This is a genomic window from Agarivorans sp., assembly GCF_050295395.1.
Taxonomy (GTDB): Bacteria; Pseudomonadota; Gammaproteobacteria; order Enterobacterales; family Celerinatantimonadaceae; genus Agarivorans.
In genome coordinates, this window is the sequence record NZ_JBNKPP010000060.1 from 1 (window position 1) to 19,337 (window position 19,337).

General features: G+C 45.6%; 17 protein-coding genes and 2 tRNA genes. 8 read left to right on the forward strand and 11 right to left on the reverse strand.

Annotated elements, in window-relative coordinates:
• Positions 1–59: 59 nt before the first annotated feature.
• The 4 genes from ACQY6Q_RS03465 to dnaQ form a co-directional block, all read right to left on the reverse strand.
• Positions 60–136, reverse strand: a tRNA-Asp gene (locus ACQY6Q_RS03465).
• 37 nt (positions 137–173) lie between these two features.
• Positions 174–250, reverse strand: a tRNA-Asp gene (locus tag ACQY6Q_RS03470).
• 145 nt (positions 251–395) lie between these two features.
• Positions 396–1,649: a TIGR03503 family protein gene (locus ACQY6Q_RS03475; protein WP_427977912.1), complete on the reverse strand. Its 1,254-nt coding sequence runs from the start codon at positions 1,647–1,649 to the stop codon at positions 396–398.
• Entirely contained in the window at positions 1,650–2,426 is a 777-nt protein-coding gene (dnaQ, locus tag ACQY6Q_RS03480) for a DNA polymerase III subunit epsilon (RefSeq protein ID WP_427977914.1), read from the reverse strand.
• Between the two features lie 51 nt (positions 2,427–2,477).
• Here dnaQ and rnhA point away from each other — a divergent pair, with 51 nt between their 5' ends.
• The gene (gene rnhA / locus ACQY6Q_RS03485) at positions 2,478–2,948 is read left to right on the forward strand and encodes a ribonuclease HI (protein ID WP_427977916.1); all 471 of its coding nucleotides are present in this window, start codon (positions 2,478–2,480) and stop codon (positions 2,946–2,948) included.
• Here the strand turns inward: rnhA and ACQY6Q_RS03490 are convergent.
• Positions 2,945–3,661 (reverse strand): methyltransferase domain-containing protein, encoded by a 717-nt coding sequence (locus ACQY6Q_RS03490; protein WP_427977919.1) that lies wholly within the window; start codon positions 3,659–3,661, stop codon positions 2,945–2,947. The two genes, rnhA and ACQY6Q_RS03490, sit on opposite strands and share 4 nt — an antisense overlap.
• 71 nt (positions 3,662–3,732) lie before the next feature.
• Here ACQY6Q_RS03490 and gloB point away from each other — a divergent pair, with 71 nt between their 5' ends.
• On the forward strand, positions 3,733–4,503 hold the full coding sequence (gene gloB, locus ACQY6Q_RS03495) for a hydroxyacylglutathione hydrolase (protein ID WP_427977921.1): 771 nt from the start codon (positions 3,733–3,735) through the stop codon (positions 4,501–4,503).
• A 61-nt stretch (positions 4,504–4,564) separates the two neighbouring features.
• Positions 4,565–6,154 (forward strand): LysM peptidoglycan-binding domain-containing protein, encoded by a 1,590-nt coding sequence (locus ACQY6Q_RS03500; protein WP_427977924.1) that lies wholly within the window; start codon positions 4,565–4,567, stop codon positions 6,152–6,154.
• Here ACQY6Q_RS03500 and ACQY6Q_RS03505 read toward each other — a convergent pair.
• Positions 6,144–6,965, reverse strand: coding sequence for an endonuclease/exonuclease/phosphatase family protein (locus ACQY6Q_RS03505; protein WP_427977926.1), 822 nt, complete (start codon positions 6,963–6,965; stop codon positions 6,144–6,146). The genes ACQY6Q_RS03500 and ACQY6Q_RS03505 overlap by 11 nt on opposite strands.
• A 99-nt stretch (positions 6,966–7,064) precedes the next feature.
• Here ACQY6Q_RS03505 and ACQY6Q_RS03510 point away from each other — a divergent pair, with 99 nt between their 5' ends.
• From ACQY6Q_RS03510 to ACQY6Q_RS03520, 3 genes are all read left to right on the forward strand, one after another.
• On the forward strand, positions 7,065–7,934 hold the full coding sequence (locus tag ACQY6Q_RS03510; protein ID WP_427977929.1) for a patatin-like phospholipase family protein: 870 nt from the start codon (positions 7,065–7,067) through the stop codon (positions 7,932–7,934).
• Between the two features lie 124 nt (positions 7,935–8,058).
• The gene (locus tag ACQY6Q_RS03515) at positions 8,059–9,720 is read left to right on the forward strand and encodes a methyl-accepting chemotaxis protein (protein WP_427977931.1); all 1,662 of its coding nucleotides are present in this window, start codon (positions 8,059–8,061) and stop codon (positions 9,718–9,720) included.
• Between the two features lie 96 nt (positions 9,721–9,816).
• Positions 9,817–11,478, forward strand: coding sequence for a methyl-accepting chemotaxis protein (locus tag ACQY6Q_RS03520; protein WP_427977933.1), 1,662 nt, complete (start codon positions 9,817–9,819; stop codon positions 11,476–11,478).
• Between the two features lie 104 nt (positions 11,479–11,582).
• Here ACQY6Q_RS03520 and prsT read toward each other — a convergent pair whose 3' ends face one another.
• The 5 genes from prsT to ACQY6Q_RS03545 all read right to left on the reverse strand — a co-directional run bounded on the left by prsT (position 11,583) and on the right by ACQY6Q_RS03545 (position 17,554).
• The gene (gene prsT, locus ACQY6Q_RS03525; RefSeq protein ID WP_427977935.1) at positions 11,583–14,375 is read right to left on the reverse strand and encodes an XrtA/PEP-CTERM system TPR-repeat protein PrsT; all 2,793 of its coding nucleotides are present in this window, start codon (positions 14,373–14,375) and stop codon (positions 11,583–11,585) included.
• A gap of 149 nt (positions 14,376–14,524) precedes the next feature.
• Entirely contained in the window at positions 14,525–15,280 is a 756-nt protein-coding gene (gene xdp1, locus ACQY6Q_RS03530) for an exosortase-dependent surface protein XDP1 (RefSeq protein ID WP_427977938.1), read from the reverse strand.
• Between the two features lie 223 nt (positions 15,281–15,503).
• A complete protein-coding gene (locus ACQY6Q_RS03535) occupies positions 15,504–16,241 on the reverse strand; it encodes a ferredoxin--NADP reductase (protein ID WP_427977941.1) in 738 nt (245 codons plus the stop codon).
• 2 nt (positions 16,242–16,243) lie between these two features.
• On the reverse strand, positions 16,244–16,780 hold the full coding sequence (locus ACQY6Q_RS03540; RefSeq protein WP_427977944.1) for a lipocalin family protein: 537 nt from the start codon (positions 16,778–16,780) through the stop codon (positions 16,244–16,246).
• Positions 16,781–16,795: 15 nt separating this feature from the next.
• Entirely contained in the window at positions 16,796–17,554 is a 759-nt protein-coding gene (locus ACQY6Q_RS03545) for a sulfite exporter TauE/SafE family protein (RefSeq protein ID WP_427977946.1), read from the reverse strand.
• 151 nt (positions 17,555–17,705) lie between these two features.
• Here ACQY6Q_RS03545 and lhgO point away from each other — a divergent pair, with 151 nt between their 5' ends.
• Positions 17,706–18,908, forward strand: coding sequence for an L-2-hydroxyglutarate oxidase (lhgO, locus tag ACQY6Q_RS03550; protein ID WP_427977949.1), 1,203 nt, complete (start codon positions 17,706–17,708; stop codon positions 18,906–18,908).
• Positions 18,909–18,992: 84 nt separating this feature from the next.
• Positions 18,993–19,337: CobW family GTP-binding protein (locus tag ACQY6Q_RS03555; RefSeq protein ID WP_427977952.1), on the forward strand; the 345-nt coding region annotated here is incomplete at its 3' end.

Genomic DNA, 19,337 nt, shown 5'->3' on the forward strand with positions numbered 1-19,337 from the left:
TCTTCCGATCTTTCTAACCAACTGAACTACCACTCCTAAGCATCAAATCGTTTCGTCGTTGGCGGAGTGGACGGGACTCGAACCCGCGACCCCCGGCGTGACAGGCCGGTATTCTAACCAACTGAACTACCACTCCGCTACATCGAAACGCTACACACAGACTAAAACAGAATTGGCGGAGTGGACGGGACTCGAACCCGCGACCCCCGGCGTGACAGGCCGGTATTCTAACCAACTGAACTACCACTCCGCAGAACCATCTCGTCTGGTGCGGCGCAGATAATACGGTTATGCCTATAACGAGTCAACAAAGAATTGTCTTATTTCTTTAAAAACCTGTTTAACCGCCGATGTTTTAGCCAATGCGCACTGCTTTTAACCAAGCCGTTGCTTTTTTACTCCGGTGGCATCTGCAAAGAGTCGGCATCATCCATTTTCGGCTCTGCAGTTTTCACTTGGTTAGAGGCGGCAACTTTAGCTTCTTTTAAGGCCGCAGCATAAGCTTTACGCTTGCGCCACCAAATAAAGCCAAAGATTAAGCCGAAGACCAACAACAAGCCTAGAACACTCAATAAAATAACTAACCACCAAGGTGTTGGCGGTTCTTCCACCACCACCACCTCAACCACAGGCTTAGGTGGTGGTGGCGGTGGCAAAATCACAAAGTCTTCTTCTGCTAAGTCGATGACAATATCACGATTTTGTATGGTGGTTGCCAGCAGCGTTCCCATCACTCGGTAACGCCCTTGTTCTGCAGGGGTCGGTAGGTTAACCGAAAACTCTTCGCCATCACCGTAAACTTGAAATGCTTCTTCCCAACCCACATTGTTATAAACCTTGCCGCTGATCACCACCGATTCTGGTTTAATTTCATCAGTATCAATCAACAGTGCCATCTGGGCCTCTCGCTGCTGATCCTTAGGTGATATCACTTCAACAGAAACCGGATTAGGGTAAATCAATACCGGAGTTCGTTGGGCGCGTGTAAATATTTGATTTAAGGTGCTAATTACCATCTCATACTTTCCGGGCCTAACGTCTAATTTAATATGCGTGGTAAATACCCCATCATAGGCATACTCGTCGTAATTTTTACCGTCGTCGTAAAATTTACCCAAACTATCGCGGCGCATTTCGATAGTTTGGTCATCTTGCAGTTGCTCATGCAACAAAGCTACATTCATTATGGCTTCTCGTAGCATGACCTCTAAGTCAATTCGCTCTCCCTTAGAGGTAAGCCGTGCGGTGATTCTTAAGCGTTCACCTTGATATAACTGATGAGGAATGGGATCCACTTCCATTGCTATGTCGCTGAGCACCCGTATACGATTGCGCCCTTTGTTTTCCGCTACCGCCTGCCATGGACCGCGCATCGGATTCTCGATGGTGACAATATCTAACTCGTCAGTTTCTAACCAACTGACATTTTCTGGCACATCCCAAGCATATATTTTGCTTCCATCTGGACGCACCAAAATTGCCGCAGGCGCCCCCTCAGAGCGATAAAGAAGAAAAGTCGCCTTAGCGATGCTTTCATCTAAGCGAAAACGATTGTCGATTAAAGGAATGTCACGATTTTCAAATATCGTTGTAGCCTGCAGCGGCAGTATCACTACCGCAAATAACAAACAGAGGCATTTTTTTATCATTTAATTGCGCCAGCGACACTGGCCTCCCTTTTTTTCCACCAAGTCTAAGCGTTGTTGGTGAGCTTCAAGCTCTTGCTCTGTCGCCATGACTACCTTAAGTGGAGCACGGCTGGCGTCGATGGGGCGAACATCCACACCATCACTACTGCCTTTATGTCTAAGGTTGAGTTTATTTTGGCCTCCGGTCATTTTTAAAAAAACGTCAGCCAACAACTCCGCATCAAGCAAAGCGCCGTGATAGGTTCGAGAAGAACGGTCTACGCCATAATAATCGCTTAATGAGTCTAGATTCTTTCTCGAAGGCAAAGGCTTATTGCCCGCCAACTGAATTTCACGCTTATTGTATTCACCGCGTCGCGCCACTAACAGCGAGTCGGTAATAGTACAAATATCGGCACACTTAGGCATTGCTTGAGTTAAGGCCCGCGACATTAGGCTAAACTCGTGATCTAAGAAGCTAATATCGAAGTTCGCGTTGTGTGCTACTAACTCGGCACCACGAATAAACTCAACAAAATCATGGGCAATTTCGTGAAACAAAGGCTTATCAGCAACAAATTCATCGGTGATCCCGTGCACCTGTATCGCTTCTTCATCAATGAGTTGTTGCGGATTAATATAAACATGAAAGGTATTACCGGTCAGCTTTCGGTCAATCACTTCAACGCAACCAATTTCAATGACACGGTGGCCTTCATAGATTGGGCCTCCGGTATCGTTCATACCGGTTGTTTCCGTATCGAAAACCACTAAACGGTGACTCTTAGTTTGGTTCAAAATAGCTCCTATGCGACACTAGCTTATTACTTTCCCAAGTTTAACAAATATATGGCAAAAGAAGTTCACTTGTTTACCGATGGCTCCTGTTTAGGTAATCCCGGCCCAGGTGGTTACGCGGCCTTATTGGTTTATCAACAACATACAAAAGAAATTAGCCAAGGTTATCGACTCACCACCAATAACCGTATGGAAATGTTAGCGGCAATTGTCGCCTTGGAAAGCTTAAACCAACCCTGCAAAGTGGTGCTCACCACTGACAGCCAGTATGTGCGCCAAGGTATTACTCAATGGATCCACAACTGGAAAAAGCGCGGTTGGAAAACAGCAACTAAGGCCGAAGTAAAAAATGCCGACTTATGGAAACGCCTCGATGCCGCTTGTCAGCCACATCAGTTAGAGTGGCACTGGGTAAAGGGCCATGCCGGCCATGCCGAAAATGAGCGCGTTGATCAGCTGGCTCGCGAAGCAGCAACACAAAACGCCAGCTTGATAGACCAAGCCTATGAAGATTTAACCTAGCCGCTGATTGAAGATGGAACCGGAATGCGCTGTTTCACCCGCCATACTTTTTTCACCGGAGTTAATGGCGCTCGGCGTTTACGGGCAACAATAAAATAAGCAGACGCGGTTGGACGGAAATAGCGCTTTCCCCAGCGCTCAAACCACTGCGGAGCAGGTCGGCTATTCACAAACGACGTGTAAGCAAAACGCTCATCATTAAGCACTTCAAAACCTAATAAGTGCAGCCAGTCTTTGACCCGCGCTGGAGTAAACATACGACATGACCACGGCAAACCTCGTTTACGAAACGGAAAATAACGCCGCAGGCCTACCAAACTAAAGGGATTAAAGCCACTAACAATCAGGTAACCGTCGGCGGTTAGTACCCGCTCAACCTCGCGCAATAACTGGTGAGGGTCTTTCGAGAAATCTAAACTATGCAGCAATAAACACAGATCGATACTGCTTTCTTGAAACGGCAATTGTTCGGGCAGTGCCCGTAAACCGATTAAATGACCTTTAGGCGCCACATTTAACTGATGGCGAATCATTGAGGCATGACAATTCACTTGAGCACTCAAATTGCCAATTTTTAACATGTGGTAACCAAAGGCAACCGGTAGATATTGGTCCAGCAAGCTCTGTTGCTGTTCCATCAACCAGTCTCCCAAGGGCATCTCTTGCCAAAAATCAGGGCTCGCAATGACGTCACGAATTTTCGCCGGTTTCATTAATTCCCCATACCAATCTACTGCCGATAAGGCAATAATGTGTCATCGACTTTAACGACTGAGGTATTATAATGCAAATCCTCCATATTCCTGCCTTTAATGATAACTATATTTGGTTAATCAAAGAGCCCGAATCAAACGCTTGTGTGGTGGTCGATCCGGGAGACGCCGAGGTGGTGAAACAACGTTTAGCCGACCTCAATTGCCAGCTATCTGCGGTCTTAATTACCCACCATCACGCCGACCATATTGGCGGTGTTGAAGCGCTATTAAGTTATTACCCACAAGCCCGCGTTTATGCTCCTAAAAATGGCTCTTATCCATTTCCCCACCAAGGCGTTGCCGATGGTGAGCAAATTACGCCAGAAGGTTTAAAAAATAGCTTCAAGGTGATCGAGGTTCCCGGTCATACCTTAGATCATGTAGCCTATTTAAGTGCTGGCCAGCTATTCGTGGGCGATACCCTGTTTGCAGCTGGTTGCGGCCGCCTGTTTGAAGGCAACGCCGAGCAGATGCACCACTCATTAAGCAAGCTCAAAGCTCTTGAGCCGAACACGAAAATATATTCTGCCCACGAATATACTCAAGCTAATGTGAAATTCGCCCTAGCCGTTGAACCAGAAAATCAGGCGCTACTGGCTTACCAAAAACACATCAGCAAACTGCGCCAGTCAGGCCTTCCCACCTTACCTAGCACCCTAGAGCAACAACTGGCGGTAAACCCGTTTTTGCGGTGCGATCAAAGTAGCATAAAGTCGGCGGTAGAAATGCATAACTCGCGACCACTAAACAATGAGATAGCCGTGTTCGCGGGCCTGAGATCATGGAAAGATAGCTTCTGACTTGCCAAAGCGCCCTCCGCTCAATACCATGAGGCCTAAATTTATCGTCGATGGAAAAATCATGAAAGCGCTCATTGTTGGCCTTTTAACTTTATTACTGGGCGCTTGCCAACTCCTATCTTCTCAGTCTGAGCAGCTAGATAACGCACCGTTAACCTCGCCAGCAGAAGAGTTGCAATCGCCCCCTTCTGCTATAGCGCAGCCCAAAAAAACTGAAACCATCGCTCAAAATGAAGCTAAGCCAATTGTGGAACCCGTGGTCTACGATGATGTTTGGCAGCGTATTGAGGCACAACTCATGCTGCCCTTGCCTGAAAACAATAAACGGCTACAAGCGCAGTTAAATTGGTTCCTCAAACACCCCAATTACATGAATCGAGTATCGCAGCGGGCAGAGCCTTACTTATTTTTCATCGTTGAAGAACTTGAACGCCGCCAACTGCCCTTGGAGCTAGCCCTGCTACCAATTGTAGAAAGTGCCTTCCAACCCTTTGCTTATTCTCATGGGCGAGCGGCCGGTATGTGGCAAATTATTCCCGGAACGGGCAAGCGTTTTGGCCTAGAACAAAACTGGTGGTATGACGGTAGACGCGATGTCTATGCTTCAACCCACGCTGCTTTAGATTACTTGGAATATTTAAATAAATTTTTTGACGGAAATTGGTTGCACGCCTTAGCCGCCTACAATTCGGGCGAAGGCCGGGTCAAACGGGCGATTAGAGCCAACCAAAAAGCCGGTAAAGCCACTGACTTTTGGTCCTTAGACTTACCCAAAGAAACCCGCGCCTATGTTCCTAAATTACTAGCGCTGAGTAAAATGCTGCAAAATCGCGATAGCTACAATTTAACCATCCCTGCTATTGCCAACCAAGCCTACTTCCAAAAAGTAGATACTTACAGCCAAATAGATTTGGCGCTAGCAGCCGAGCTGGCCGAAATAAAGCTAGAGCAATTGCATCAATTAAACCCGGGCTTTAACCGCTGGGCAACCGCCCCCAATGGCCCTCATTACTTACTCATTCCGAGTAAACGAGTAGCAAACTTTGAGCTAGCACTGGCTTCCCTACCTAAACAAGAGCGCATGCAATGGGCTCGATACAAGGTGAAATCTGGTGATAGCCTGAGTGTGATAGCCTCTCGTTACAATACCACCAGCAAGCAGATAAGAGAGCTAAACCAACTTAGCAACAATACCATTAGGGCTGGCCAACACTTATTGGTGCCGGTCTCGTCGCGTAAGCAAAGTGCTTATACCCTAAGTCAAAGCCAACGTTTAGCCAGCCAACAAAACAAACCTCGCGGCAATATCAAACTTGAATATACGGTTAAGTCAGGCGATAGCTTTTGGAGTATTGCTCAAGCTTATAAAGTGAATCACCGCAACATCGCAAAATGGAATGGCATGGCCCCCGCAGACACCTTAAAACCGGGTCAAAAATTGGTCATTTGGCAACAATCCAAAGTAGCCAAAGACTACATTCAAAGCGTCACCTACAAAGTGAGAAGTGGTGATTCCTTGTCACGCATTGCCCAAAAATTCAAGGTATCGGTTAGCGATCTATTAAAGTGGAACGATCTCAATAAAAACCATTATTTACAGCCCGGCCAAACTCTAAAATTATATGTAAACGTGACCGAAGTCAGCGCTTAATAAAACCAAACCGCAGCACTAAAGCATTGTGATCTGAGGCCTCAGTAGCAATGCTGGTGCTGGCTTTAAGCTCCAGCCCTCGATAAAACACATGATCTAAAGTCTCACCAAAGAAATGGCTGCGCAAATCAGGCTCAAAATTCGCCGTTTTCAACTGCTGCCTGGCCACAAATTGCTGTAATACCGTTAATCGCCCCTGACTCCATGTATTAAAGTCACCGGCTAAAATCATCGCCCCCTGATAGCGATTAAGCCAAGACTGTAACTGTTGTAGCTGCTGCCGGTAATCTTGGTCACCCAAAGTAAAATTAATACTGTGGATATTAATGACTAACAGTTCTCTATCCTGCCAACGATAAAGTTGTAACAAGGCCGATTTGGGCAACCTAATCCAAGGCTCGGGGCTTAACAGCAGACAACTTTTATCACTGGCGAACTTAGCCAAGTTCATCACCCCTAGTTGATCACCTTGCCACTCAAAAGCCATGGCTTGATAACGAAACCACTGAGCATTGTACGGCCACGCATCCACTTGCCGCAGACTCACCTCCTGCAGCAACATAAAGTCAATGTTTTGGCTAAAATCGGTGAATTGCTGATGCCAGCTGCTATTTTTCCCCTTGTAGGTATTCCATACCAATACCGAGAAATCATTCACATCGGGCAGCACCTGCAAATGCTCAGGCGAGGCTGGTTGGTAATTTAACTGCTGATTATCACAAGCTGGCAGCTGCGCTGCAGCGCCAAAACTGATGATGAGGCTTAACAGTAGATAATACAAAGACTTGGTGACCATACGAATACTTGTCAAAGATTCTCCTTATTCCAGCCATAATGCCATAAACCAGCTAAAATTAGTCTAGCCAATTAAGCCAAATCATAACTCTCTCACTTGGGCTATCATCTTATTATGAATAACTCAACGCAATGCCCATCACCAAGATCCCTAGTGCCTATATTTGCTGGAGGAGGGACTCGCTTACCTGCGCATATCGGTATCTTAGCCGGCTTAAAAGAGCTCGATATCGAATTCTCTCATATTGTTGGCGTATCAGGAGGCAGCATTATTAGCGCATTATTTGCTAGCGGCATGGAGGTGCAACAAATAAAAAAAATCGCCTTAGATACTAATTTTGAGCGTTTTAAGGGGTTTTCGTTGTTCAGCCTACTGCGTAACGGAGGGCTATGCTCTGGAGACAAATTTGAAACTTGGATTGACGAATTGCTTAACGGCGTGACCTTCAGCCAACTGCCAATACAATTGCATATTGTAGCAACCGACGTTCGTTCTGGCTCTCCGGTCGTGTTTGACGCGTTAAAGACCCCCAACGAAAAAGTCTCAAGGGCGGTACGTTTTTCGATGTCCATTCCACTGATTTTTTCTTTTAAGCCCTACCAAGAACACCTCATGGTAGACGGTAGCATTCTCTCTGAAGATGCGCTGCATCAAGACTGGGCCGAAGATGGCACCCCAGTTATTTGTTTTAGGCTACGCGGTGACAATGATATTAAACCGGTACAAACCAATGGTTTTTTCCCCTTAGCTTCCTACATATCACTATTAATTCGAACCTTTATGACCACTATTTCTCGCGAATACGTGAATGAGAAATTTTGGCATCGAACCATCGTGGTCAACACTGGGAATACCTCTCCGGTTGACTTTCATTTAAGCGATGATGCCAAACTCCGCTTGTTCAACATTGGCTATAAAACAGCCTTAGACATCGTACCAGCCAAGGTTTGGCAGCAAAGCCCCCCTGCTAAAAATCTGGACTAAATAGCCTATAAAACTAAAGCGTGATCACATTTGCCTATTAGCGCAAGCGTGTGCAGACCAGCACGAATGAATGCCGTCTACACTTAAGTAAAAACTAAAATAATAACTTATTGAGAGCTTCTTTATGTCTTTAACTATTCGCCAACGGCTGCTGGTGCTGTCGATAGCTCCGATACTTGTGTTTGCCATCATCATCTTATGGCTCACCGTTTCGGAAACCCAAAAGCTCAGTCATAAGCAGTCTCGTGCTACGCATGACAGCATGCTGCAACTAAAAAAAGAAGAACTAAAGTCCTACATAGATTTAGCCTACTCATCCATAGCCATTATCTACGAAACAGGCGGTACATTAGAGCAAGCCTTACCCATACTAAAAAGCTTAGAATACGGCGAATCTGGTTACATTTTTGGCTATAGCGCCGAGGGCATCCGTATCTTCTCGGGCAGTTCAACGAAAGGGCTTGGCGACAATTTCTGGTCACTACAAGATAAACAAGGTCAATACCTCATCCAAGGCTTAATTAAAGCATCCAAGAATAGAGAATTTTATACTTACCACTTTCCTAAGCCTGGTCAAACAGAGGCACTACCCAAATTAAGTTACGCGATTTTTTTGGATCGTTGGAATCTAATGATGGGCACCGGTTTTTATACCGATGACATCGAAGCAGTGATCAACGGCTTGGAAAATCAAAGTGAGCAGAGCTTAAACTCATCGTTACAACTGATCGGTTTGAGTGTAGCTGCACTGTTGGCCTTCGCCCTCATCATCGGTTTTTTTATCAACCGAAGTATCATGACGCCTCTACAAGAGTTAAATCACTCCTTTGCCAAGCTAGCCTCAGGTGAAGCCGACCTCAGTGCTAGGCTAAACAACAACTATGTGTACGAGTTCGGTCAGTTAGCCAATAACTTTAACGCGTTTATTTCACTGCTTCATGAGATTATTAGTAAAGTGGGTAGCGTTTCTAGGGATGTTGCCGAAGAAACCCTTTCCATGTCGACTCGCGCCAGCAATGTAGACCAACTACTACTCGAACAACGCCAGCAAACAGAACAAGTTGCAACAGCGATGACCGAGATGACAGCTTCAGCAAATGATGTGAGTACTAATGCCAAACAAGCCGCAGAGTCTGCCCACCTAGTCGACAGCAACGCCGAAGCAGCAATTACAACGGTAACAGGCGCTGCTCATAGAGTTGAGCAATTAGCCGCAGAAATCACCCAAGCTAGTGAAGTGATCAGCCAACTAGAAATCGATATTAAAAACATTTCCTCGGCTTTAAATGTGATTCAAAGCATTGCCGAACAAACCAACCTGTTGGCCTTAAACGCCGCTATTGAAGCGGCGCGAGCGGGCGAGCAAGGACGTGGCTTCGCTGTTGTGGCCGATGAAGTTCGCAACTTAGCCAATCGCACCCAGCAAAGCACCAGAGATATCGATGCCATGATAGAACGCCTAATAAGTGGTTCGGATGCGGCAGTTTCGGTAATGAATCATAGTCAACAGCGGGGCAGTGAAGCGGTAACTGGCGCTAACGCTGCCAGCGAAGCCTTACTGAAGATTAAGCAATCGGTCCAACACATCATGGACATGAACGCTCTTATCGCCAGCGCCACTCAACAGCAACAGTATGTAGGTCAGAATATTTCTCAGCGAGTTGAGCATATTGCCGATAAATCAAATGCCTCTGCACAGCTAGCCCAAGATAACCAAGCTGGTAGCGTCAATTTAAAACAACGAGCACAACAACTGGAGGAATTAGTGAGCCGTTTCACCTTGTAGTCATTTTTACATTAACTTTATCTAAACTATGGCGCGTAACAACCGATACAAATCGTAATCGTTATACGTTCCACACTAGCGCAGCAGGAGCTAACTATGTCGCTAAGCATTAATCAACGTTTGTTAATCCTTGCTATCGGGCCATTACTTGTATTGGCCGGAAGCATGTTATACCTAAGTTACCAAGAAACTAGCGCGTTAAGTCAGGCTCAAAGTAATGAAACCCAAGCCAGCATGATGGACATGCGTAAAGATGAATTAAAATCCTATCTCGATATGGCCTACTCATCTATTGCTGATATTTATGAAAGCGGTGGTAGTTTAGAACAAGCACTCCCCACGCTAAAGCGACTTAAATACGGCGAAAATGGTTATCTATTTGGTTACGATAAAAACGGTGTAAGAGTTTTGCTAGGTTTAAGTGATAACGGTATCGGCAAAAACTTTTGGACCCTACAAGACAAGCAAAATCAATACATCGTGCAAGACTTGTTAAAAGCTTCCAAAGCCGGTGAATTTTATACCTATTACTTTCCCAAACCAGGGGGTAAGCAAGCTCTCCCCAAACTTAGCTATGCCATCTATTTAGACAAATGGGATGTACTCATTGGCACCGGCTTTTATACCGATGATGTTGATGCAGTCATCGGCAAGCTAAAAGATGGCGCCGAAGAAAGCTTGAGTTCATCGATGTTGTTCATATCCTTCACCGCCCTAGTTTTACTCGGCTTAGCTTTGGTGATTAGCTATTTGATCAACCGTAGTATCATGGCTCCGTTAAGAGATTTGAATCAATCGTTTGCGAAGTTAGCTTCTGGCGATGCTGACCTTACGGCCAGACTTAGAACAGACTACGTATACGAGTTTGGGCAACTGGCAGGCAACTTCAATACCTTCATTGGTTTATTACACGAGATTATTAGTAAGGTAGGTAGCGTGGCTCATGAAGTAGCACAAGAAACAGCCTCTATGTCGCAACGAGCTAACAGCGTCGACCAACTGCTACTAGAACAACGTGAAGAAACCGAACAGGTTGCCACAGCAATGACCGAAATGACCGCCTCGGCCCACGACGTATCTGATAACGCAAACCAAGCTGCTAGCTCTGCCCAACAAGTTGATACTAACGCAGGCGAGGCGATGACAACGGTAAGCTCAGCGGTGCATAGTGTTGAACAATTGGCTAACGAAATAGGCCAAGCCAGTGAAGTGATTAAACGCCTAGAAGGTGATGTACAAAACATATCTTCGGCTCTAAGTGTAATTCAGGGAATAGCCGAACAAACTAACTTACTTGCGCTCAACGCCGCCATTGAAGCTGCCAGAGCCGGGGAACAAGGCCGAGGTTTTGCGGTGGTTGCCGATGAAGTAAGACAACTAGCCAGTCGTACTCAACAAAGCACCGGTGAAATCCATGAAATGATTGAACGCCTGAAAAATGGCTCTGATGCTGCAGTGTCGGCCATGGATAGTAGCCAAGAGCGTAGCACTGAGGCGGTTAGCGGTGCTAACGCCGCCAGCGATGCGTTACAACTAATTAAAGAGTCGATTCAACACATCATGGACATGAACGCCCTAATTGCCACGGCGACCGAAGAGCAAAGCCATGTAGGACAAGAAATTTCACAACGGGTGGTCCATATTGCCGATCAGTCTAGTCAATCTGCTGGGCTTGCCCAAGAAAACCGAGCTGGCAGTGTTAATTTAAATGAGCGAGCCGAGCAATTAGAAACCTTAGTACAACGCTTCAAGCTTTAAGCTGAAAGTTGCGAACAAGTGACGGTGGCGTAATCTTGCCACCGTCACCCTCAAAGCGCCTCTCTATTAATCGTTCTAAGCAAACTAAAACGTGTGTTAAATATTTAACCCAAGGTTTTCAACAAGGCTTTTGCCTGTTCATATTCGGTAAATTGTTGCTCAGAATCTAACGCGGCTTCTAGCTCACTCTTCGCCTCTTCCGGTCTATTTAACTTATTTAGCACCACCGCCAAGTGGTAGCGTATACTCGGGTCAGACGCATTCATCGTGTAGGCCTCTCGCAGATAAACCAAGGCCTGCTGATGATTCCCTCGCTGCTGCTCTATCCAACCGGCAGTATCTAAAATAGCCGCACTTTTCACACCTTGCTGCAATACAATATTGATGGTTTGAAAGGCTTTATCTAAATCCTGCAAAGCATACAAATTAGCTAGGTTATTGAGCAACTCTGGCTCATTACTCAGCTGAGGAAATTGCCTTAACAGCTCGTAATGTCGAATTGCTTGAGCATTTTGTCCTTGTTGTAAATAGCTGTCTGCCAACAGCCGTCGCTGCCAAGCCATCTGATAGCTATCATTCAACAACGCTTCCATTTGTTGGTGAAAAGCCTCAACCCCAATATTTTCAGCAGCCAATTGATATAGCTCAATAGCCGCTTCTCGGTTTGTCGGTTGTTTATCTAAAGCTGCGCTAAACTGCTGTTGAGCTTGCAATTTATCGCCTTGAGCAAATAATAATTGGCCTCTTAACAGTAAGGATTTGCTGGTTTTAGAAAATTGCGCCTCAAACTTATCCAAGCTCTTTGCCGCCGCACTAAAATCACCTTGTGACAACTCCACACCGGTTAGCATTAATAGAGCATCGGCTAAGCTTGGGTCGAGTGCCAGCGACTCAAGTAAACTTTGCTTAGCTTGGTTTGGTTTCTGCGCAGCGATTTGTAGACTGGCCAAATCAACCAATTTAAGCGGCTGGTTTTCCCAAAGGCTGGCTAATAAGCCAAGAGGATAATCGGTTTCATCAAAACGCTGCAATTGAATTAAGACTTCAGTATAAATGCGTAAATAATCTTGATTAAGAATATATTCACGATTAAGTTTCTCCACCAACTTCAGCGCATCTTCCCATTGTTGAGTTCGCAATAGCGTAGATAGTTTTAAATCTAGAGCTATTCTGTTATCTGGCTGATGGTTTAACAGTGTATCTAACTGCTCGGTGGCCTTTTCATACTGTTGCTGTTGCAAATAGATATTTGCCATTAACAGATGACTAGGAGCATGCTGTTTGTGTTCCGCGAGTATCGTTTCTAATAAGGCTAAAGCTTGCTGCAGCTGGCCCTGGCTTTGGTATACAAACGCTTTGTTATAAGCGGCGCTGACATTATTAGGATTAACCGCCAATACTTTCTCTAAGTAGCCTAATGCCGACTCCGCTTGCTCGGTTTTAATGTAATAAGCGGCGAGTAAGTTATTGGCGTTTTCTGTGGGAACATTTCGTTGCTGCAATGCCGTAACTATGCTTTTGGCATCATCCAAGCGGCCAAGTTGCAAGGCCAATTCACCCTTAATTTGCAACCATTTCAAGGGCGCATCAGTGGTTTGATAAGGCATAGTGCTTAACAATTGATAAGCCCGTTCAGGATCACCTGCGGCACGTATCACTTCAGCTTCTAACAAAACCACATAAGACGAATCACTGTGGTAGGCTCGAATCTGTTCAAAGGCCTGCTGTGCCTTATATAAGTTACCGGTTTCTATATATAAATAAACTAGCTGGCTAGCCAAAGCTAACTCACTAATAATGTAATCAAAGTTATCTTGTAATAACAACTGAAGCTTACTATTTTCGCCGTTGCGCAGATACACCTTCGCCAGTAGGCGAATGGCTGCTAAATCACTCGGCTGCTGCCTAACATATTGGCTCAAGTATAACTGAGCCTTTTCATCATTGTTGAGAATGTATTCAGATGCCCCCTGAATAAATAACAAATTATTAGCGTCTGCCAATTGCTCACCATCGGCGGTAGAAATATTTTGCGCTAAGCTTACTAAAGCCTGCTCGGCAATATCCTTGCCATCTTGTTCGCTCAATAAACTGGCCGACACTAAAATAGCAGTGGGATCGTTAGGCGTTTGTTGTTGTACCAATTTTAGATAGCGTTTTGCCTCTTCTACTTTATCCATTTTTAAATTAGCAATAACTAAACTACGCAGTACCTTGGGGTCTTTAGGGTCGAGCGCATAAGCCCGCTGATAGTGCTGCAAGGCCGCGCTTAAATCACCTTTGGCAGAAACTAAGTCACCTTTTAATACCCAAGTCCGTTCATTATTTGGCGCTTGCGCTAGAGAGCGTTCGATCCACTGCTCAGCCAAAGGGTATTGTTTTTGCTGAAGGTATAACATAGCTAAGCTATTCATTGCAGCTGTCTTGCTGGGTGCCAATTGAGTAGCTTGCTCAAATTGCTGCTTAGCCAACTCTGCTTGCCCCTGCTTTAGCATTACTTGTCCCTGCAGCAACTTCCACTCAAATTGTGTTGATTTAGAGAATTCATGCTCTCTATCTGCAAACGCTAACAACTCATCGACTTTGTTTTGCAACAATAAAACGTTACCCAATAGCGGTAGCACTAGATTGATATCTGCGCCCATGTCTAGGGCCTCGCGTAATTGCTTTTCCGCCGAGCCCAAGTTATTGGCATAAAAGTACACTTTAGCTAGCAATAACTTAGAAGATAGATGTTGGGGATCTGCCTTCAACGCATTCTTTAAATGAATAAAAGCTTCGTTTTCTTCACCATTATGAAAGGCTTTAACCGCCATTTCGTAATCGTTAATCTGTTCATTAGCAAAGCTAATACTTACTAGCGATGATAAAGCAAAAGCGATCAATAATTTTTTCATTAGGTAGCGGCAATCCTTGCGAGGTCAGGGGAAATGAATTCGACTAAAAACAGTATCTAATGAACAAGGGCTAAAAAAAAGACAAAAAAATACGAAACACTGAGTATTTCGTATTTTTGTTCAGAAAGGAAGGAGGTTCAAATAATCAATTAACGTTTGCGAGCTCGCAAAGCAATACCAAATAGGCCCGCTGCAAACAACAGCACAGTGCCGGGTTCAGGGACACTGGTACTAGGTTGAGAGCCAGCTTGAGCTTGCACACCAGCCAACTTAAATGCGTCGTTGCCAGCAAACCAATCGGGGCCACCAAACACCGGGTTGTAGGCGCCGATTAACCAATACTTCGATTCAGTGCTGCTGGAGATAGCTTGATAAGCATAGTCTTCTGCATTATATACTTGGGCCTCACTCGTCCAGCCGCTGGCTAAATCCGCCACTGCATCCCATGTGCTACCAGCTAAAACTGGAGCATCAGCTCCGTTATAGGCCAATACCGATATATCGGCTTGGCTCCAATAGCCTTCCTGAGCCCAACCGAGTGAGAAGCCCGCTAGATTAACCGCAACATCAAAGCTCAACAACACCATGTCGTAGTCGCGTAACCATGGTCTTTCATTATTGCTATCAATGGCGTGGTCAGGACTCCAACTACCCTCATCACGGTTTTGCAGGGTCAAGCCATAACCATATGAATAACCCAATTTGGCATCTTCAATTGTGTCACGGGGACCGGTGTTGGACCACCCCGTCAAACTCAGGCCAGTTCCAGACGACGACGTACCAGAATAGGTATTTCCATTGTTATTGAAGTCACGAGAAAAGGTTTCAAAAGACCATGTCTCCGTCGCGCCAAAGGCCGATAACGATACGGCACAACTTGCGGCTAATAAAATTTTTTTTAACACAACGCCCCCTAAATAGCATTCTGTATATCAAACTGGTAATACCACGTATAAAGCAATTATCAAGCCAAAATGAAAAATCTATATTTAGCAGTGACTTAAACCCATGCTTTGGATGTTCTTGCCATCGAATGTAAAAAATACTGACAATAATGTGCTTAATTCTAAAGCACACAGCTCAGTTTTCAAGCAAAGCTTAGGCCGTTAATTAGCCCAAGACTCCTTCCTACCAGTATCGCTCAACTGTAACCTGCCCCGGTTTACGCCTTAGGTTTTTACTTAAACCTTTACCTTCAAGAGATTGCATTGCTGCAGTGATCATCTCGGGATTGCCACACAACATCACTTGAGTGCACTCGGCGCTTAAAGACAAGCCCACCGCGTTCTCTAGGCTACCATCGTCAATCGCCTCTGGAATACGCTTAGCTAAGGCCCCTGCATAGTTCTCCCGCGTGACCATGGTTTGTAAAACAAACTGTTGAGGATAACGCTGCTGGTACTGCTCCAACACGTCCAAATAAGCCAAGTCTCTGGCATATCTAACCCCGTATACCACAACCACTTTATCGAAACGCTGCCATGGCTGGTCAGTGGCCAACATCGACAAATAAGGTCCAATACCGGTCCCTGTTGCCATCAACCAAAGATGCTCAGCCTCAGGGACCTCATCCAACACCAAAAAACCTGCGGCGGCACTCGATACCTCAATAGTATCGCCCACATGTAAGTTATGCAGGTTAGGCGAAAGTGTCCCCTCCTCCACTTTAATCGCTAACACTTCAAGATAATCTGCTCCCGGAGGGTTTACCAAAGAATAGGCACGAGCAATCCGCTTTCCTTGTTGTAACTCAGACAACTTTATAAATTGCCCGGCAACGAAAGGGGCAATGTCGGCCTCTATCCTCAAGCTAAACAATTGTTTGTTCCAATCAATTCGCTTTATTACTCGACCTTCTACCCACATAGTTACTCCTGGTGTTTAATTACCTCTGACTGATGATCCACATAGATTAATTCATCCACATCGAAGCCCGCTTGCTTGGCTCGCCTAAGGAGTTCACTACGAATAGCATGCGGTAAGTCTGGGCTTCTTGCCAATAACCACAAATAATTTCTGCTCGGTCCCGCAACCAAGGCATATTGATAGGCTTCTTGGTCCAAAGCAAAAATCACGTAGGCCCCATAAAACGGTCGAAAAAAGGAAACTTTTAAATAACCACGTCCTTGCTCGGGCAAATAGGCAAGGCCTTCTGCGCTTAACCAACGCCCCTCCTGCTCGGAAAAGCCCTTGTTAATCACCTTAACTTTGCCATTCGGCAGCACACTGTAAGTTGCGCTCACATGGCTCATACCGCGCTCGAAGGCATGATCCAAACGGGCAACTTCATACCAAGTGCCTAAATATTGGCTTAACTCAAAATTATCAACAGGCTCGATACCTGGTGGCTTAGAACTGCAGCCGCTGATGATGAATACACACAAGGCCAAATATAAAATTTTCATTTAACGCTCCCGTTATTAAAACCAAAACGCTGCAATACAGCCCAGCAAGGTCATAATAAACAAAAACCACTTTAGGGTGCTTGCTTCTGCCTGAATAGCAAATTTCACCGCATAATGAGCACCGGCAATATAGCCTAAAGATAAGACTAAGGCCGGCAACCACACCACTTGTCCTCTTGCGATAAAAACGACTAAGGCAACACTGGTAAATGCCAAAGTACATACCAATTTCAATGCATTGGCTCTTACTAAATCATAACGCAAACTCCCTGCAAGGGCGGCTAACAAGATAAAGCCCACCCCAGCCTGAACAAAACCACCATAAAAGCCCGCCAGCATTAAGCTCCACTTGGCGCTGGAACTCTCGGCCACAGTTTTAGCCTGAGTACCTAGGTCTGGAGCCACCACAGAAGGTTTGAACAGCATTAAGCTAGCCATTGCCAACATCGCGCCTAGCAATAAATATTTAACTAACCAAGCTGCGGCGTAAGATGCCACTATGGCTCCAAGTAAACCGCCTATTAGCGTAGGCCATAATATTGGGCCTAGATCTTGGGTATCCAGCTTACCGTGTTTTTTAAATCCCAGCGCGCCAGTGAGGCATTGCAAAAAAATTCCAACCCGATTAGTCGCGTTCGCCAACTCTGCCGGCATCCCCATGATCATCAATGCTGGCAAGGTCAAATTAGAGCCACCACCCGCTAAAGTATTAATCACGCCTGCGGCCAAACCAAGCAACAGCAACAACACTCCGTTGAAAATTGTTAAATCCATTTAAATATCTCGTTAGCAAATTGATAAATTTAACTTTATCATTGCTGAGTGGTGAATTCAGTTATCACTTGATATCTTTAGTCTAAATACACTAGCGTCTCTGGTTTAGTGAAGCCCAGCAGAACCAATTGAAAACCAAAGGAATAACTTAGTGGATTACGATTTTTGTATTATTGGCGGAGGCATAGTGGGCTTGGCGACAGCCTTGCAGCTGCAAAAAACTTACCCTAATGCCAACATCGCTCTGTTGGAAAAAGAAGCCTCATTAGCCTTCCATCAAACCGGTCACAATAGCGGAGTGATCCACGCTGGGGTTTATTATCAACCGGGTAGCTTAAAGGCCAAGTTCTGCAAGCAGGGCCTGCAACAAACTATCGAGTTTTGTCAGCGACATGCGATACCCTACCAGCAATGCGGCAAGTTACTAGTGGCCAGCAATCCGCTTGAGTTAACTCGTATGCAGCAACTTGCTGAACGTTGCCAACAAAACCACATAGCCTACCAGCAACTTAGCAGCCAAGAGTTAAAACAACGAGAGCCAAACATTGCCGGTTTGGGAGCCTTGTACATTCCTGCTACAGGCATCGTTAGCTACCCACAAATTTGTCAAAAAATTGCCCAAGAATTTATCGACAATGGCGGAAAAATCTTACTTTCTCATCAGGTCATAGCTCTCAACGAGCAAACCGAACAGATAGATATCACCACCAAGCTAGGAAAAATAAGTTGTGCTTATCTGGTTGCCTGCGGAGGCCTCATGGCCGACCGTTTGTGTAACATGCTAAACCTAGACATCGACTTTCAGATTATTCCCTATCGCGGCGAATACTATCGCCTTGCCGCTAAGCACAACCAAATAATCAAGCACCTTATTTACCCCATCCCAGATCCCGAGCTGCCTTTTCTAGGAGTGCATTTAACCAAAATGATTGATGGTAGCGTAACCGTAGGCCCGAATGCCGTTCAAGGGTGGTCTAGAGAGGGCTACGCCAAAGGCTCCATCAACTTCGCTGATGTTAAACAGATGCTTAGCTTCTGTGGCTTTTGGAAAGTGGCCAAACAGCATTTTCAACATGGCTTAAGCGAAACTAAGGACTCGTTGTTTAAATCAGCTTACCTAGAGCGCGTGAGAAAGTACTGCCCTAGCCTTAAGGTCAGTGATTTACATGCCTATCCAGCTGGTATTCGCGCCCAAGCAGTTCTCAAAGATGGCACCCTAGTCCATGATTTTTTATTCGCCAGCAGCCCCCGCAGCTTGCATGTTTGTAACGCGCCGTCACCAGCGGCCACCTCTGCCTTCCCTATAGCCGAGCACATTTGCCAGAAAATACAACAAGCCAGATCCGAAGCCTAAATTCTCGCAGGCTGAATAAGGGTGCTAGCCTTGGCTGTGTTATAGTCGCTAATCACTGTTGTTTATTAGCCAGCGAACCATACCATGCAACACCAGCTAACAGCCGTGCCCTGCCATTTAATTACAGGCTTTTTGGGCTCAGGAAAAACCACCCTCATTCAACACTTATTAAAGCAAAAGCCCGAACAACAAACTTGGGCGGTGCTCAGCAATGAATTTGGCGAAATCGGCCTAGATGCAAGCATTCTTGAAGCGCAAAACACAAGCAATGTAGCGATTAAAGAAGTGCCCGGCGGCTGCTTGTGTTGCACCGCTGGCTTGCCCTTTCAAGTGGCCCTAAATGCTTTATTAAAACAAGCCAAACCTCAACGCTTACTTATCGAGCCCACCGGCTTGGGTCACCCTCTGCAAATAAAAAAGCGCTTACAA

Coding starts and splice junctions, on each gene's coding strand:
- ACQY6Q_RS03540 (WP_427977944.1), bottom strand. CDS start 16,780: ATGAAAATTTTATATTTGGCCTTGTGTGTATTCATCATCAGCGGCTGC.
- ACQY6Q_RS03535 (WP_427977941.1), bottom strand. CDS start 16,241: ATGTGGGTAGAAGGTCGAGTAATAAAGCGAATTGATTGGAACAAACAA.
- ACQY6Q_RS03545 (WP_427977946.1), bottom strand. CDS start 17,554: ATGGATTTAACAATTTTCAACGGAGTGTTGTTGCTGTTGCTTGGTTTG.
- ACQY6Q_RS03490 (WP_427977919.1), bottom strand. CDS start 3,661: ATGAAACCGGCGAAAATTCGTGACGTCATTGCGAGCCCTGATTTTTGG.
- ACQY6Q_RS03510 (WP_427977929.1), top strand. CDS start 7,065: ATGAATAACTCAACGCAATGCCCATCACCAAGATCCCTAGTGCCTATA.
- ACQY6Q_RS03520 (WP_427977933.1), top strand. CDS start 9,817: ATGTCGCTAAGCATTAATCAACGTTTGTTAATCCTTGCTATCGGGCCA.
- rnhA (WP_427977916.1), top strand. CDS start 2,478: ATGGCAAAAGAAGTTCACTTGTTTACCGATGGCTCCTGTTTAGGTAAT.
- ACQY6Q_RS03500 (WP_427977924.1), top strand. CDS start 4,565: ATGAAAGCGCTCATTGTTGGCCTTTTAACTTTATTACTGGGCGCTTGC.
- ACQY6Q_RS03515 (WP_427977931.1), top strand. CDS start 8,059: ATGTCTTTAACTATTCGCCAACGGCTGCTGGTGCTGTCGATAGCTCCG.
- ACQY6Q_RS03475 (WP_427977912.1), bottom strand. CDS start 1,649: ATGATAAAAAAATGCCTCTGTTTGTTATTTGCGGTAGTGATACTGCCG.
- gloB (WP_427977921.1), top strand. CDS start 3,733: ATGCAAATCCTCCATATTCCTGCCTTTAATGATAACTATATTTGGTTA.
- prsT (WP_427977935.1), bottom strand. CDS start 14,375: ATGAAAAAATTATTGATCGCTTTTGCTTTATCATCGCTAGTAAGTATT.